Here is a 14,368-nt window from a genome sequence, read left to right as displayed (position 1 = left end):
GCGTCAGCGGGGACAATCGGCGGGTGGACGCTTCAGCATCTCCCGCGGCCCCCGTACCCGCCGAGCCCGAAGGGGCCGCCCCGGCGCACCCGGCCGGTCTCGGCCCCGTGTTCCCCCCGGCGCCCGTACCGGCCTCCCGGCTGCGGCGGCTCGCCACGCCCGTCGGGCTCATGGCCGTCGTCGTCGGAGCCTTCGGCTACGTGGCCGCCGTCGACCCCAACGAACCCGGCCACTACCCGGTCTGCCCCCTGCTCCGGTTCACCGGGGTGTTCTGCCCCGGCTGCGGAGGGCTGCGCAGCGCCCACGCCTTCGCCCACGGCGACCTCGTCGCGGCGCTGGGTGCCAACGCCCTGGCGGTCGTCGGCTACGTCGTCCTCGCGGCCGTGTGGCTGCTCTGGATGGTCCGCGCGAGCCGGGGTCAGCCCCTGCGTATCGGTCTCGGGCCTGTCGGCCTGTGGGGCCTGGGCGCCCTGCTGCTGGTCTTCTCGGTCGTCCGGAATCTGCCGTTCGGGTCAGGACTGGCGCCGTGACTGCCCAGGTAGTGGGACGTGGCGTCACCGGATGCGGGCCCTACGGCCTCCTGCGGATACCATCGAGAAGGCTGATCCTGTTCCCTCATCACCGTTCCGGAAGGGGGCCGCTCGCGTGAGTGTGCTCGACGAGATCATCGATGGCGTTCGCGCCGACCTCGCGGAGCGGCAGACGCGTGTCAGCCTCGACGAGCTCAAGGAACGCGCGGCGCGCGCTCCCCAGGCCAAGGACGGAGTCGCCGCCCTGCGCGGCGAGGGTGTGACCGTCATCTGCGAGGTCAAGCGCTCCAGCCCCTCCAAGGGGGCCCTGGCCGCGATCGCCGACCCTGCCGCACTCGCCGCGGACTACGAGGCCGGCGGCGCGTCCGTCATCTCGGTCCTCACCGAGCAGCGCCGCTTCGGCGGTTCGCTCGCCGACCTGGAGGCCGTCCGCGCCAGGGTCGACATCCCGATCCTGCGCAAGGACTTCATCGTCACCTCGTACCAGCTGTGGGAGGCACGGGCCTACGGCGCCGACCTTGCCCTGCTGATCGTCGCCGCCCTCGACCAGGAGGCCCTGGTCTCCCTGATCGAGCGCGCCGAGTCGATCGGCCTCACGCCGCTCGTCGAGGCGCACGACGAGGAGGAGGCGGAGCGTGCCGTGGACGCCGGAGCGAAGATCATCGGTGTCAACGCGCGTAACCTGAAGGACCTCAAGGTCGACCGTTCCACCTTCGAACGCGTCGCCCCCGAGATCCCCGACCACATCGTCAAGGTCGCCGAGTCCGGTGTCCGCGGCCCGCACGACCTCATCGCCTACGCCAACGCCGGCGCCGACGCGGTGCTGGTCGGCGAGTCCCTGGTCACCGGCCGCGACCCGCGGTCCGCCGTCGCCGACCTGGTCGCCGCCGGCGCCCACCCGGCGCTCCGGCACGGACGGGGCTGACCGCACCCGTGCACGACCGTCCCGCGCCCCGCGTCCGGCCGGGCCTGCGCCCCGCCGGGGCGACGGCCCGGGATCCGCACGTCCTGCCGCTGCCGCCCGGCTGCCGCCCGGCCGTCCCGCGCGACCACCCCCAGCCGAGGCGCTGCGCGCCTCCGTTCTGGCACCGCGGCTGCCGCGCCCCCGCCCGGCGGGTGCACGGCCGGCGCGTCCGGTACGTGATCGGCGACGAGCCGGGACAGGTCAACGGCATGCGATGGCGCACGGGGTCCGCGCCGTAGCGAACCCCGGCCGTCGCCCCTCCCTCCGCGCACCTCGCGCCCGGGGAGCCGCACGACCCACCGCACCGACCGCCCACCGGCCGGTACGGCACTCCGCTCACGGCGCATACGGTGAAACCACCCGTTGCAAGGTCGAGGAGTACGCCGCATGTCGTCCGACTTCTTCATTCCGGACCCCGAGGGTCTGATCCCCAGCGCCGAGGGGTATTTCGGTGCGTTCGGTGGCAAGTTCATCCCGGAGGCGCTGGTCGCCGCCGTGGACGAGGTCGCCGTCGAGTACGACAAGGCCAAGGCCGACCCGGCGTTCGCCGCCGAGCTCAACGAGCTCATGGTCCACTACACGGGCAGGCCCAGCGCCCTGACCGAGGTCCCGCGCTTCGCCGAGCACGCCGGAGGCGCCCGGGTCTTCCTCAAGCGCGAGGACCTGAACCACACCGGCTCGCACAAGATCAACAACGTCCTGGGGCAGGCGCTGCTCACCAAGCGCATGGGCAAGACCCGGGTCATCGCCGAGACCGGAGCCGGCCAGCACGGTGTCGCCACGGCGACCGCATGCGCCCTCTTCGGGCTCGAGTGCACCATCTACATGGGTGAGATCGACACCGAGCGGCAGGCGCTGAACGTGGCGCGGATGCGGATGCTCGGGGCCGAGGTCATCGCCGTGAAGTCCGGCTCCAGGACGCTCAAGGACGCCATCAACGAGGCGTTCCGCGACTGGGTCGCCAACGTGGACCGCACGCACTACCTCTTCGGCACGGTCGCCGGACCGCACCCTTTCCCGGCGATGGTCCGCGACTTCCACCGGGTGATCGGTGTCGAGGCCCGCCGCCAGATCCTGGAGCGCACCGGCCGGCTGCCGGACGCCGCGATCGCCTGTGTCGGCGGCGGTTCCAACGCCATCGGCCTCTTCCACGCCTTCATCCCGGACGCGGGCGTCCGGCTGATCGGCTGCGAGCCCGCCGGACACGGCGTGGAGACCGGCGAGCACGCGGCGACACTGACCGCGGGCGAGCCCGGGATCCTGCACGGCTCCCGGTCGTACGTCCTCCAGGACGACGAGGGCCAGATCACCGAGCCGTACTCCATCTCGGCGGGCCTGGACTACCCGGGCATCGGCCCGGAGCACGCCTACCTCAAGGACGTCGGCCGTGGCGAGTACCGCGCGGTGACGGACGACGCCGCCATGCAGGCGCTGCGCCTGCTGTCCCGCACCGAGGGGATCATCCCGGCCATCGAGAGCGCGCACGCGCTGGCCGGGGCCCTGGAGGTCGGTCAGGAGCTGGGCAAGGACGGGCTGATCCTGATCAACCTGTCCGGCCGTGGTGACAAGGACATGGACACGGCCGCACGGTACTTCGGCCTGTACGACCAGGAGGGGGAGAAGTGAGCGGCAACCGAGAGCTTCTTGAGGCGACGCTGGCGAAGGCGGCAGCCGAGGACAGGGCCGCGCTCATCGCCTACCTGCCCGGCGGCTTCCCGACCGTCGACGGCGGCATCGAGGCGGTCAAGGCGGTCGTCGCGGGCGGCGCCGACGTCGTCGAGGTGGGCCTCCCGCACAGCGACCCGGTGCTCGACGGACCGGTCATCCAGACCGCCGACGACATCGCGCTGCGCGGCGGCGTCCGGATCGCCGACATCATGCGCACGGTCCGCGAGGCGTACGAGGCCACCGGTGTCCCCGTCCTCGTCATGACGTACTGGAACCCGATCGACCGCTACGGGGTGGAACGCTTCACCGCCGAGCTCGCCGAGGCGGGCGGCGCCGGGTGTATCCTGCCCGACCTGCCGGTCCAGGAGTCCGGACTGTGGCGCGAGCACGCCGAGAAGCACGGTCTCGCCACCGTCTTCGTCGTCGCGCCGAGCAGTCAGGACGCGCGGCTCGCCGACATCACGGCAGCCGGCTCCGGCTTCGTGTACGCCTCCTCGCTGATGGGCGTCACCGGCACCCGCGAGTCGGTCGGCGAGCAGGCCCAGGACCTGGTGCGGCGCACCCGCGCCACCACCGACCTGCCGGTCTGCGTCGGCATCGGCGTGTCCACCCCCGAGCACGCCCGGCAGGTCGCGGCCTTCGCGGACGGGGTGATCGTCGGCTCGGCCTTCGTCAAGCGGATGCTGGACGCGCCGGACGAGGCCGCCGGTCTCGTCGCCGTCCGTGAGCTGGCCGCCGGGCTCGCCGAGGGTGTTCGAAAGCGCTGACCTCGGTCCGCACACGTACGGGTGAACCTGGAACCGGGGAGGCGCTGACGTGCCTCCCCGGTTCGTTTGCGCGGTGTGAGCGACAAGAACAACGAGCGAAAGAGAGCCGCGCGCGACCGGCTCGTACAGCAGCGTGAGCTGGACCGTGCGCGGGAGCGCCGCAGGCGCACGCTGATCGTCGCGACCGCCGTGGTGGGGGTGCTGGCGCTGGCCGCCGTCATCGGCCTGATCGCCGCCAACGCGGGCAAGGACGACGGTGACAGCCAGGCGGGCCCCGTGGTCACCCCGTCCGGCGCCACCGGCGAGGACGGCCTCACCCTCCAGGCCGGGGCGGACGACGCGCCGTCCACGCTCACGATCTGGGAGGACTTCCGCTGCCCGGTCTGCGCCCAGTTCGAGGACGCCTTCCGGGACACGATCGCGGAGCTGGCGGACAGCGGCCAGCTCAAGGTGGACTACCACCTGGCCACGATCATCGACGGCAATCTCGGCGGCAGCGGCTCGCTGCGGGCGGCCAACGCGGCGGCCTGCGCCCAGGACGCCGGCAAGTTCGCCGCGTACCACGACGTGCTCTACCGCAATCAGCCCGCCGAGTCGGACGACGCCTTCGCCGACAACAGCAAGCTGATCGAGCTGGCGGGCTCGGTGGACGGCCTGGACACGCCCGCCTTCCGTAGCTGCGTCGAGGACGGCACGCACGACAGCTGGGTCGAGAAGTCCAATACGGCCTTCGGCGAGGGCGGCTTCGAGGGGACTCCGACCGCGCTGCTCAACGGCGAGTCGGTCTTCCCGAAGAAGGGCGACGAGGAGATCTCCGTCGCGAACCTCAAGAAGTGGGTGGCCGAGGCCAACAAGGGCAAGAAACCGGCCACGCCGGGGGTGACACCCTCCTCATGAGGCGCCTCGTTACCCAGAAGTTGCCGGACGGCTTGCCGTACGTCCCGTCCGGCAGGGTAGCGTCGACCCCGTCATGAACCTTGCCTTCATTCCCAGCCCGTCGACCGGCGTGATCGAGCTCGGCCCGATCCCGCTCCGCGGCTACGCGTTCTGCATCATCATCGGTGTCTTCGTCGCCGTCTGGTTCGGCAACAAGCGCTGGATCGCCAGGGGCGGCAGAGCCGGCACCGTTGCCGACATCGCCGTCTGGGCCGTGCCCTTCGGCCTCGTCGGCGGCAGGCTCTACCACGTGATCACCGATTACCAGCTGTACTTCAGCGACGGTGAGAACTGGGTGGACGCCTTCAAGATCTGGGAAGGCGGCCTCGGCATCTGGGGCGCGATCGCGCTCGGCGCGGTCGGTGCCTGGATCGGCTGCCGCCGCCGCGGGATCCCGCTGCCCGCCTGGGCCGACGCCCTGGCACCCGGCATCGCCATCGCCCAGGCGATCGGCCGCTGGGGCAACTGGTTCAACCAGGAGCTGTACGGCAAGCCGACGGACGTGCCGTGGGCCCTGGAGATCAGCAAGGGCGCGAACCGGGTGGCGGGCACCTACCACCCGACGTTCCTGTACGAGTCGCTGTGGTGCCTCGGCGTCGCGGCCCTGGTCATCTGGGCGGACCGCCGCTTCAAGCTCGGACACGGCCGGGCGTTCGCGCTGTACGTCGCCGCGTACTGCGCGGGCCGTGCGTGGATCGAGTACATGCGGGTCGACGAGGCGCACCACGTGTTGGGCCTGCGGCTCAACGTGTGGACGGCGATCATCGTCTTCGTGCTGGCGGTGACGTACATCGTGATCTCGGCGAAGGTGCGCCCGGGCCGCGAGGAGATCGTCGAGCCCGCCGCCGCGGACCTGACGAAGACCGAGGCGGACGAGGACGGCGAGTCCGGCAAGGACGACGCCGAGGAGACGGCCGCCACCCAGGACGCCGACGCGGAGGACACCGCCGACGCGGAGGCGAAGGCGCCGGAGGGCGACGAGGCCCCGCAGAAGGCCGACAAGAGCTGACGCACCCGCACGCACAGGGGCCGCCGGACCGCGAGGTCCGGCGGCCCCTGTGCGTGTGCCACGACCGGGAGCCCACCCGGGGCACCCCCGGGTGTTGCCGTCAGGGGGCACGTCAGCAGGACCGAGCGCACACCCGGGCCCGCTCCGCTCCGGCGCACCCGCCCAGCAGGACTGGCAGGGGCATGCCGCCGGATGGCTCACCCCGGGGCGTCGCCGCCCCGGGGATCACCCCGGGCGTTACCGCCGACGCCGCCCCGGACGTCCCGCCGATGCGGCTTGGCCCGGGGCAGGTGGCCGACGCGGCTCGCCCCGGGTGTCCTGGCACCACTCACCCCGGGGCAGGTGGCCGACGCGGCTTGCCCCGGGTGTTCCGGCCCGCTCACCCCGGGTGTCCCGGACCGCTTGCCCCGGGTGTCCCGGCCCGCTCACCCCAGGCGTCCCGCCAGGGTCAGGGTGCGGCGGGCCGTGGCCACCACCGCCGCGTCGACGAATCTTCCGTCCGGCAGGGCCAGCGCTCCCGCCTCCGTCCGTGACGCCTCCATGATCTGTTCCGCCGCCTCGATCTCCTGGGCCGTGGGCCGGAACGCCCGCTCGATCACCGGCAGCTGCCGGGGATGGATCGCCGCCCGGCCGAGCAGCCCCAGCCCCCGCCCGTGCGCGCACGACGAGCGCAGTCCGGACAGGTCCTTGACGTCGGGGAACACCGACATGACGGGCGGGTCGAGCCCGGCCGCCCGGGCGGCGACCACGACGCGGCAGCGCGACCAGTCGAGCCCGGCGTCGTCCCGTACGCCCAGATCCGCCCGCAGGTCCGCCTCGCCGAGCGCGATGCCCCGGACCTCGTGATGGGCACCGGCGATCGAGTACGCGTGCTCGATCGCCAGCGCCGACTCCAGCAGCGGATACAGCGCGACCCCCGGTGCCAGCGCCGCGACATGGTGCACGGACGCCGCGTGGGTGATCTTGGGGAGCCGCATCCCGGACAGCCCGGGCAACTCCTTCAGGGCCGTCACGTCGTCCTCGCCGTGGACCCGGACATGGACCGGCACCGCCAGTGGGTCGGCCGTGACCGGATCCGTGAGGAGTTCCACGGTCGCGGCCCGTGCGTACTCCTTGCGGTCCGGCGCGACCGAGTCCTCCAGGTCCACGATCACCACGTCCGCCCCGGAGCCGAGCGCCTTACGGACCACCGCGGGCCGGTCCCCGGGGACGTACAGCCAGGTCAGCGCCACCGCCGGGGCACTCACAGCGCCCCCTCCTCCCGCAGCGCCGCGATCTTCGGGGCCGACAGGCCGAGTCCGGCCAGGATCTCGTCCGTGTCCGCGCCGTGCGGCCGGCCGGCCCAGCGGATCGCCCCCGGTGTCTCCGAGAGCCGGAACAGCACGTTCTGCATCCGCAGCGGCCCCAGCTCGGGGTCGTCGACCTCGGTGATCGTGCCCAGTGCCCGGTACTGGGGATCCTCCATCACGTCCCGCACGTCGTTGATCGGCGCGATGGCCGCCTCCGCCTTCTCGAACGCCGAGAGCGCCTCCTCCCGGGTGCGCCGGGCGATCCAGTGCCCCACGGCGTCGTCGAGTTCGTCGGCGTGCTCGGCGCGCGTGGTCCCTGCGGCGAACCACGGTTCGTCGATCAGGTCAGGGCGCCCCACCAGACGCATGACGCGCTCGGCGACCGACTGGGCCGAGGTCGAGACGGCCACCCAGTGGCCGTCGGAGGTCCGGTAGGTGTTGCGCGGGGCGTTGTTGCGGGAGCGGTTGCCGGTGCGTGGCTGGACGTAACCGAGCTGGTCGTACCAGAGCGGCTGCGGTCCCAGCACCGTCAGGATCGGCTCGATGATCGCGAGGTCGACCACCTGCCCCCGCCCGGTGAGGTCCCGCCCGGCCAGGGCCGTCATCACCGCGTACGCCGTGGCGAGCGCCGCGATCGAGTCGGCGAGCCCGAACGGAGGCAGGGTCGGCGGCCCCTCCGGTTCCCCGGTGACGGCGGCGAAGCCGCTCATCGCCTCGGCGAGCGTGCCGAAGCCGGGCCGGTGCGCGTACGGGCCGGACTGGCCGAAGCCCGTGACCCGGGCCAGCACCAGCCGGGGGTTGACGGCACGCAGTTCCTCCCAGCCCACGCCCCAGCGCTCCAGCGTCCCGGGCCGGAAGTTCTCGATGATCACATCGGTGTCCGCGGCGAGCCGCAGCAGAACGTCCCGCCCGCCGGGGCTGGACAGGTCGAGGGTCAGGGTGCGCTTGTTGCGGCCGAGCAGCTTCCACCACAGGCCGATCCCGTCCTTCGCGGGACCGTGCCCGCGCGAGGGATCGGGCCTGCGCGGATGCTCGACCTTGATGACCTCGGCGCCGAAATCTCCGAGCATGGTGGCCGCGAGCGGCCCGGCGAACAGCGTGGCGATGTCCAGGACCCGCAGGCCGGCGAGGGGAGCGGTCGTCGTGCTCATACGGCATCGATCTCGCTTCGGTACGGCATCGACGTGGAGGCGCCGGGTCTCTGCACGCAGAGCGCCGCGGCCGAGGACGCCCAGGCCAGCGCCTCCGGGACCGTCCGGCCCTCGGCGAGCGCCACGGCGAGGGTGCCGACGAACGTGTCACCGGCACCGGTCGTGTCGACCGCGGTGACCTCGGGGGCCGGGAACCGGATCGTCTCGCCGCCCCGGGCCGCGTACAGGCATCCCTTCCCGCCGAGGGTGATCAGGACCTCCGGGACCCGCCGGAGCAGGACCTCCGCCGCCGCACGCGGTTCCGCGCACCCGGAGAGCGCGGCGGCCTCGTGCTCGTTGGGGACCAACAGGTCGACGGCGTCGAGGAGCCCGGGGGGCAGCGGCTGTACGGGGGCGGGGGTGAGGATCGTCCGCACACCCCGGGCCTTCGCGGTCCGGGCCCCCTCCGTCACGACGGAGAGCGGGAGTTCCAGCTGGAGGAGCAGCAGACCGGCCGCGGCGATGGCGGCGTTCTCGCCCGGGCCGAGCGCGGTGACGGTCGCGTTGGCGCCGGGGATCACCACGATGGCGTTGGAGCCCTCGTCGTCGACGACGATGTGCGCCGTACCGCTCGGGCCGGCGACGGTGTGGAGCAGATCCGTGTCCACGCCCGCGTGTTCCAGGTTCGCGCGCAGCCGGGAGCCGTACTCGTCGGTGCCGACCGCGCCGATCATCACCACCTCCCCGCCCGCGCGGGCCGCGGCGACGGCCTGGTTGGCCCCCTTGCCGCCGGGTACGGTCCGGAACTCCCGTCCGGTGACGGTCTCCCCACGCCCGGGTGCCCGGGCGGTGTAGGCGACCAGATCCATGTTGGTGCTGCCGAGTACGGCGATCGCTGTCATGGGCGGCGTACCTCCTGGTAGGTCAGTCGGGCGAGGGTGTCGAAGCCGATGGAGCCGAAGCCGGACACGGACGTGGCGAGCCGGTTCTTGAGCGGGGCCGTCCACCGGTCGGGCAGTGCGGCGGGCCGCCCGGCCAGCAGGCCCGCGAGCGAACCGGCTGTCGCGCCGTTCGAGTCGGTGTCCCAGCCGCCGGACACCGCGCGGCAGACGGAACGGCCGAAGTCGCCGTCCGCGTGGGTGAGGGCCGCGGCCAGCAGCGCGGCGTTGGGCAGGACGTGCACCCAGTGGTGGGTGGCGGCGTATGCGGTGTGCAGCCGGTCCACGACCGTGTCGAAGTCCGGTTCGGCGCGGGCCGTCGCGATCCCGAGGCGCACCGCGTGCGCGTAGCGGGAACGGGGCGGCACCACGCGCAGCCCGGCCGCCAGGCAGCCGTGGACATCCGTCTCGCCGCCGGCCGCCTCGGCGATCGTGGCGGCGACGAACATCGCCCCGTACACCCCGTTGGAGGTATGCGTGAGCACCGCGTCCCGGTGCGCCTGCTCGGCGGCGGCCCCCGGGTCGCCGGGGTGGGTCCAGCCGTGCACGTCGGCCCGGATCTGGGCGCCGATCCACTCCCGGAACGGGTTGCGCCGACGGGCGGTGTCCGGTGGTTCGAGACCGTCGAGCAGATTGCGGTACGCGACGCGTTCGGCGGTGAAGACGCGGCCCGCCGGGAGTTCGTCCAGCCAGAGCCGGGCGAGGTCGGCCGTGGTGAAGCCGCGGCCGTGCCGCTGGAGCAACAGCACGGTGAGAAGGGGGAAGTTGAGGTCGTCGTCCTCCGGCATGCCGTCGATGTTCTCGGCGAGGGAGGTGGCCGCCGAGCGCCGGTTCCAGGGGTGGGCCGCGGCCAGTTCGGCCGGCAGCCCGCGGGCGGTGAACCAGGTGGTGAGCGGCCAGTTCCCGGTGGCGCGGGCCAGGGCGCGGATGCCGGCCAGGGGCAGCTTCTCGACGGGCTTGCCGAGCAGGCAGCCGGCCGCCCGGCCCAGCCAGGCCGCGTGCAGCTGTTCGGGACCGAGGGCCGAGGGGCGGGACCGGGGAGCGGGCCAGCGCGGACAGGCGGCCCGGACGGCGGCCAGTCCGGTCGGCTCGTACTCGGCCAACGGGCTCTCCAGCAGGGCGAGTTCGTCGAGCAGCCGCTCGGCGAGCGCCCGCAGCCCGGGGGGTGCGGGGGATTCCGAGGCCCCCGCACGCTCCGGTGCGGGGGAGCCGCCGGCCGCGTACCAGCTCCGCTCGATGTCCCCGGCGTCCCGGCCGTCCTGCGCGGCCTGGCGCAGCTCGTGCCCCACCAGGTCCTCGGGCTGGACCCACGTCAGCCGTACGGTCATCGGGGGCCTGCCAGCGTCGCGAACGCCGCCTCGTGGGCCCGGCGGCGGGCGGTGTCCCGTACGAAGACCTCGCGGGCGACCTCCGTCAGGGCCCGTGCCGGGGCGTGCAGATCGAGACGGCTGGCCTCGGCGACCGTCTTCACCCAGGCGTCGGGGATCGCCGGCTCGCCGTGGAGCGCACCCGCGAGCGCGCCGCTCATCGTCGCGATCGAGTCGCAGTCCCGGCCGTAGTTGACCGAGCCGAGCACCGTGTGCCGGAAGTCGCCGCCGCCGACGAGCAGCATCCCGAGCGCGACCGGCAGTTCCTCGATCGAGTGCAGCCGGGAAGGCCGCCGGGCGCCGAGCGAGGGGTCGCGGTAGTGCGGGCCCACCGTGTCGAACGGGGCCACCGCGGCGCGGATCGGCGCCAGCGCGGACTCGAAGTCGGTGTACCGGGAGGCCACTTCGCACACCGCCTCGATCGCCGACCGGGTGCCGTCCTTGGCGAGCGCCAGAGCGGCCGAGACGACGGAGCCGGGCGTGGCGCCCGGTACGCAGGCGGCGGCGACGGCCGCGGCGAGGACCCCGGCCGCCTCCCGCCCGTACGAGGACTGATGGGCACCCGCCACGTCCAGCGCCTCCGCGTACGCGGCCTCCGGATGGGCCGCGTTCACCAGCCCGACCGGGGCCATGTACATCGCCGCCCCGCAGTTGACGATGTTCCCGGAGCCGGCCTCGCGCGGGTCGGCGTGGCCGTAGTGCAGCCGGGTGACGATCCACTTCTCGGCGAGGAAGATCCGCTGCAGGGGGAGCGCCTCGGCCTCCAGCTCCGGGATCCAGCGCGGACGGGACATCAGATCCGGTACGAGGTGGTCGGCGACGGCGTACGCGTCGAGATGGCCGCGCACCGTCTCGTACACCCGGATCAGCGCATGGGTCATCAGGGTGTCGTCGGTGACGTGCCCGTCGCCCTTGTGGTACGGGGCGATGGGGCGTGCGGTGCGCCAGTCGTCGCCGTGCCAGGGGCCGACGATCCCCGTCACGCGGCCGCCGTGGCGTTCGGCGATCTGCTCCGGGGTCCAGCCCTCGACGGGGCCGCCGAGGGCGTCACCGACGGCCGCCCCGACGAGCGCACCGGTGATCCGCTCATCCAGGGTGAGCGTCGTGGGGGTCGTGCCTGCCGCGAGCGGTGCGGATGCTTTGGGTGTCATGCCGGAATTGTCCACCCGGGGTGACCGGTTCCGTGGCTGCCAGCAGCCCGGCGAGTTCGATGAGATCCGTACCGGCGAGCCGGGGCAGCGCGCACCCGGCCAGCGTGCGGCAGGCCTCGCGCCAGCCCGCGGGTACGGTGGCGATCCCGCCCAGCGCACCGGTCAGCGCTCCGGCGAGTGCGGGCGCGGAGTCCGCGACCCGGGACAGGCAGGCCGCGGCGGGCACGGCCTGGGCGATCTCGCCCCGGGCGGCGGTGGCCAGGGCCAGGGCGACCGGCACGGTCTCGGCCGCGGCGATCCCGTAGCTGTACACATGGTCGACGATCTGGTGTTCCAGCACAGGGACGAGGGCGAAGGCGCCCGCCGCCTCGCCCGCGAACTCCCGGGCCAGCCGCACGGCGTGGACGGCGTTGCGGGCGATCTCGGTGCCCTCGGGGAGCCGGTCGAGCGCCGCGTTCACCACGGTGTCGACGTCCGCCCCGGCCAGGGCCTCGGCGATCGCGGCGGCGATGGCGCGGGCACCGTGCACCCCGTCGCCGTCCTGCGTGTACCGGGCGTCGAACTCGGCGAGTTCGGCGGCGGCGGCCGGATCACCGGGGTGCACGACCGCGAGCACGGCGGCCCTGACACAGGCCGCGTCGTCGAAGTAGTGCGGGTTGTCGTGGCCGGTGGCGGGCGGGCGCAGCCCGGCGGCGAGATTCCCCAGCCCGGCCCGTACGGAGATCCGGGCCCGGAGCGGGAGGACGGCGGACTCGACCTCCGGCGCCCGCGCGCTGGCCGCGGCCACCTTCGCGGCCAGGGCGTTCCACGACCGGTCGATCGCGTCCCGCATCCGGTGGCCGGGGGAGAGGCCGGGCGCGTGGTCCGCGGCGGCGGCCAGCACGGTCCGGGCGGTGAACGCGGCCCACTCGGCGTCGTCGGAGGGGCCGAGCCGGAGCGGTTCGGGCGGCTGGTTGAGGGCGATGGGCACCGGCAGCGTGGTCGTCGCGTTCTGCTCGGCGAAGGTGTCCAGCTCCCGGGTGAGCCGCCGGGTCCACTCGGGCATCCGCGCCGCCCGGTGCCGCGCGGCGGGCCACCCGGCGGCGTCCCCGGCCGCCAGCCCGAGCAGCAGCCCCTCGATCCGGGCCTGCCGGCCGGTCGCCCGCGCGGCCGACCCGCCGGTGCGGGGGCGGTCGGCCGGGCCGGCGGTGATGTGGATGGCGACCCGGGGGACCGCGTCCGGTGCGGCGGCACCCTGGCGGGGGTCCGCCGCGGCGGTGCCCTGCCCGGGGGACGGGGTCTCCGGGGCGGGTGGGGCGGCCCCGCCCCCGTGCACGGCGGTCATCGGGCGGCTCCGTGGCAGGCCGCCGTGCCGTCCCACGGGGAGCCGGGGGCGTCCCGCGGCGGGGGTTCGGCGGGGCGGTCCCGGCCGGCCGGGGTGTCGTCCGCGTCGTCCGGGGTCAGCAGCTCCGCGATGTCCAGGACGTGATAGCCCCGCATCGAAGGCAGGCAACTGCCCCGCACCGGGCCGATCGCCGACGCCCAGTCCCGCGGGATCGCCGACTCCCCGTGCAGGGCGCCGGCCAGCGCCCCGGCCACCGCGGCCGTCGTGTCGGCGTCCCGGCCCATGTTCACGGCCGTCAGCACCGCCGTACGGAAGTCGCCGCGCGCCGCCGTGAACGCGCCGAAAGCCAGCCCCACCGCCTCCGGGGCCAGGTCCGTCCACGGATACCCGCCGATCACCACCGCGGAGCGCACCGCGCGTTCCCTCGTCAGCCGGTCCGGGTACGGCCGCTGCGCGGCGGTGACCGCGCGCCGCAGTGAACGGGCCGTCCAGGAGTCCATCGGCACGACCGAGAGCGCGGCGGCGATCACGGAGACGAGCCCGGCGCCCACCATCGCCGCGGCCACCCCCGCCGCGACCGCCTGGCCGCCGTAGATGCCCTCCCCCTCATGGCTGACCCGGCCGTCCACCGCCACCAGCCGGGCCGCCTCCGCCGGCCGCCCCGCCGCGAAGACGCCGAACGGCGCCGCCCGCATCGCTAGACCGTCGCTCCATGCGTGCCGGTGCTGCGCCGAGATGGGCGCGGCCAGGCCCCGTCGCAGATTCTCCAGCGTGCCGCGCTCGCTGAACCCCGCGCCGCGGAACGGGCCCTCGTCGAGGTCGGCGATCCAGTGGTGCCACGCCCGCTCGACGTGCGGGACCGTCAGCGCCGAACCGTGCCGTGCCAGCAGCAGCCCGGAGAAGATCGCGTACTCGGTGTCGTCCGTGCCGGCCGGGTCGTCGCTGACGAAGCCCTCGATCCGGCCCCAGCGCCGGCGGATCTCCGAGGGCCGCATGTTCTCCGCCGGGGCGCCGAGCGCGTCCCCCACCGCGAGCCCCAGCAGTGCCCCCCGGGCCCGGTCACCCGTACTGCCGGGCCCCGCACCCGGCAGCGGCCCCGCCGGACTGTCCGCCATCAGCTCCATCGCGTCGACCCTTCGCTCACCCCGGCAGATGCCGGCTGAGCGATCTGTGCCACGCGAAGGCCCCCACGAGCCGGATCACGGCAACAAAAGGGCCACACGGATGATGCCGCGAAGGAGGCCCCCGAGGCGGGTAAGTACGGCCTTCCTTGCTGGCGGGAGGCCTTTTTCATG

General features: G+C 74.1%; 14 protein-coding genes. 7 read left to right on the top strand and 7 right to left on the bottom strand.

What is annotated here, in order from left to right; genetic code table 11:
• Positions 1–23: 23 nt before the first annotated feature.
• From OG524_RS09295 to lgt, 7 genes are all read left to right on the top strand, one after another.
• A complete protein-coding gene (locus OG524_RS09295) occupies positions 24–530 on the top strand; it encodes a DUF2752 domain-containing protein (protein ID WP_405391413.1) in 507 nt (168 codons plus the stop codon).
• 115 nt (positions 531–645) lie between these two features.
• Positions 646–1,455: an indole-3-glycerol phosphate synthase TrpC gene (gene trpC / locus OG524_RS09290; RefSeq protein ID WP_405391414.1), complete on the top strand. Its 810-nt coding sequence runs from the start codon at positions 646–648 to the stop codon at positions 1,453–1,455.
• 8 nt (positions 1,456–1,463) lie between these two features.
• Positions 1,464–1,733, top strand: a complete 270-nt coding sequence (trpM, locus tag OG524_RS09285) for a tryptophan biosynthesis modulator TrpM (RefSeq protein ID WP_405391415.1) — start codon at positions 1,464–1,466, stop codon at positions 1,731–1,733.
• Positions 1,734–1,881: 148 nt separating this feature from the next.
• Positions 1,882–3,120 carry a tryptophan synthase subunit beta gene (trpB, locus tag OG524_RS09280; RefSeq protein WP_405391416.1) on the top strand — a complete coding sequence of 413 codons (1,239 nt, stop codon included), beginning with the start codon at positions 1,882–1,884 and terminating at the stop codon, positions 3,118–3,120.
• On the top strand, positions 3,117–3,929 hold the full coding sequence (gene trpA, locus OG524_RS09275) for a tryptophan synthase subunit alpha (protein WP_405391417.1): 813 nt from the start codon (positions 3,117–3,119) through the stop codon (positions 3,927–3,929). The genes trpB and trpA overlap by 4 nt, the downstream gene beginning before the upstream one ends.
• 75 nt (positions 3,930–4,004) lie before the next feature.
• Positions 4,005–4,826, top strand: coding sequence for a DsbA family protein (locus OG524_RS09270; RefSeq protein ID WP_405391418.1), 822 nt, complete (start codon positions 4,005–4,007; stop codon positions 4,824–4,826).
• A 73-nt stretch (positions 4,827–4,899) separates the two neighbouring features.
• Entirely contained in the window at positions 4,900–5,874 is a 975-nt protein-coding gene (gene lgt / locus OG524_RS09265) for a prolipoprotein diacylglyceryl transferase (protein WP_405391419.1), read from the top strand.
• 425 nt (positions 5,875–6,299) lie between these two features.
• Here the strand turns inward: lgt and OG524_RS09260 are convergent, their stop codons facing one another.
• The 7 genes from OG524_RS09260 to OG524_RS09230 are packed head-to-tail and all read right to left on the bottom strand — an operon-like array spanning position 6,300 to position 14,197.
• On the bottom strand, positions 6,300–7,121 hold the full coding sequence (locus tag OG524_RS09260; protein WP_405809783.1) for an HpcH/HpaI aldolase/citrate lyase family protein: 822 nt from the start codon (positions 7,119–7,121) through the stop codon (positions 6,300–6,302).
• Positions 7,118–8,314, bottom strand: a complete 1,197-nt coding sequence (locus OG524_RS09255; RefSeq protein ID WP_405391421.1) for a CaiB/BaiF CoA transferase family protein — start codon at positions 8,312–8,314, stop codon at positions 7,118–7,120. Before OG524_RS09255 ends, OG524_RS09260 begins: the two co-directional genes overlap by 4 nt.
• A complete protein-coding gene (rbsK, locus tag OG524_RS09250; RefSeq protein WP_405391422.1) occupies positions 8,311–9,195 on the bottom strand; it encodes a ribokinase in 885 nt (294 codons plus the stop codon). Before rbsK ends, OG524_RS09255 begins: the two co-directional genes overlap by 4 nt.
• Positions 9,192–10,559, bottom strand: a complete 1,368-nt coding sequence (locus tag OG524_RS09245; protein WP_405391423.1) for an ADP-ribosylglycohydrolase family protein — start codon at positions 10,557–10,559, stop codon at positions 9,192–9,194. The genes rbsK and OG524_RS09245 overlap by 4 nt, the downstream gene beginning before the upstream one ends.
• Complete coding sequence (locus tag OG524_RS09240; protein WP_405391424.1) at positions 10,556–11,749, bottom strand: ADP-ribosylglycohydrolase family protein; 1,194 nt, start codon at positions 11,747–11,749, stop codon at positions 10,556–10,558. The genes OG524_RS09245 and OG524_RS09240 overlap by 4 nt, the downstream gene beginning before the upstream one ends.
• On the bottom strand, positions 11,685–13,073 hold the full coding sequence (locus OG524_RS09235; RefSeq protein WP_405809780.1) for an ADP-ribosylglycohydrolase family protein: 1,389 nt from the start codon (positions 13,071–13,073) through the stop codon (positions 11,685–11,687). The genes OG524_RS09240 and OG524_RS09235 overlap by 65 nt, the downstream gene beginning before the upstream one ends.
• Positions 13,070–14,197 (bottom strand): ADP-ribosylglycohydrolase family protein, encoded by a 1,128-nt coding sequence (locus tag OG524_RS09230; RefSeq protein ID WP_405391426.1) that lies wholly within the window; start codon positions 14,195–14,197, stop codon positions 13,070–13,072. Before OG524_RS09230 ends, OG524_RS09235 begins: the two co-directional genes overlap by 4 nt.
• Between the last annotated feature and the right edge of the window lie 171 nt (positions 14,198–14,368).

Origin of the sequence: Streptomyces sp. NBC_01520 (assembly GCF_045040375.1) — a bacterium.
Classification (GTDB): domain Bacteria; phylum Actinomycetota; class Actinomycetes; order Streptomycetales; family Streptomycetaceae; genus Streptomyces.
The sequence above is the reverse complement of the archived record's forward strand: the minus strand, read 5'-3'. Positions and strand labels throughout refer to the sequence as shown.

Coding starts and splice junctions, on each gene's coding strand:
- OG524_RS09240 (WP_405391424.1), bottom strand. CDS start 11,749: ATGACACCCAAAGCATCCGCACCGCTCGCGGCAGGCACGACCCCCACG.
- OG524_RS09245 (WP_405391423.1), bottom strand. CDS start 10,559: ATGACCGTACGGCTGACGTGGGTCCAGCCCGAGGACCTGGTGGGGCAC.
- rbsK (WP_405391422.1), bottom strand. CDS start 9,195: ATGACAGCGATCGCCGTACTCGGCAGCACCAACATGGATCTGGTCGCC.
- OG524_RS09255 (WP_405391421.1), bottom strand. CDS start 8,314: ATGAGCACGACGACCGCTCCCCTCGCCGGCCTGCGGGTCCTGGACATC.
- lgt (WP_405391419.1), top strand. CDS start 4,900: ATGAACCTTGCCTTCATTCCCAGCCCGTCGACCGGCGTGATCGAGCTC.
- trpB (WP_405391416.1), top strand. CDS start 1,882: ATGTCGTCCGACTTCTTCATTCCGGACCCCGAGGGTCTGATCCCCAGC.
- OG524_RS09230 (WP_405391426.1), bottom strand. CDS start 14,197: ATGGAGCTGATGGCGGACAGTCCGGCGGGGCCGCTGCCGGGTGCGGGG.
- OG524_RS09235 (WP_405809780.1), bottom strand. CDS start 13,073: ATGACCGCCGTGCACGGGGGCGGGGCCGCCCCACCCGCCCCGGAGACC.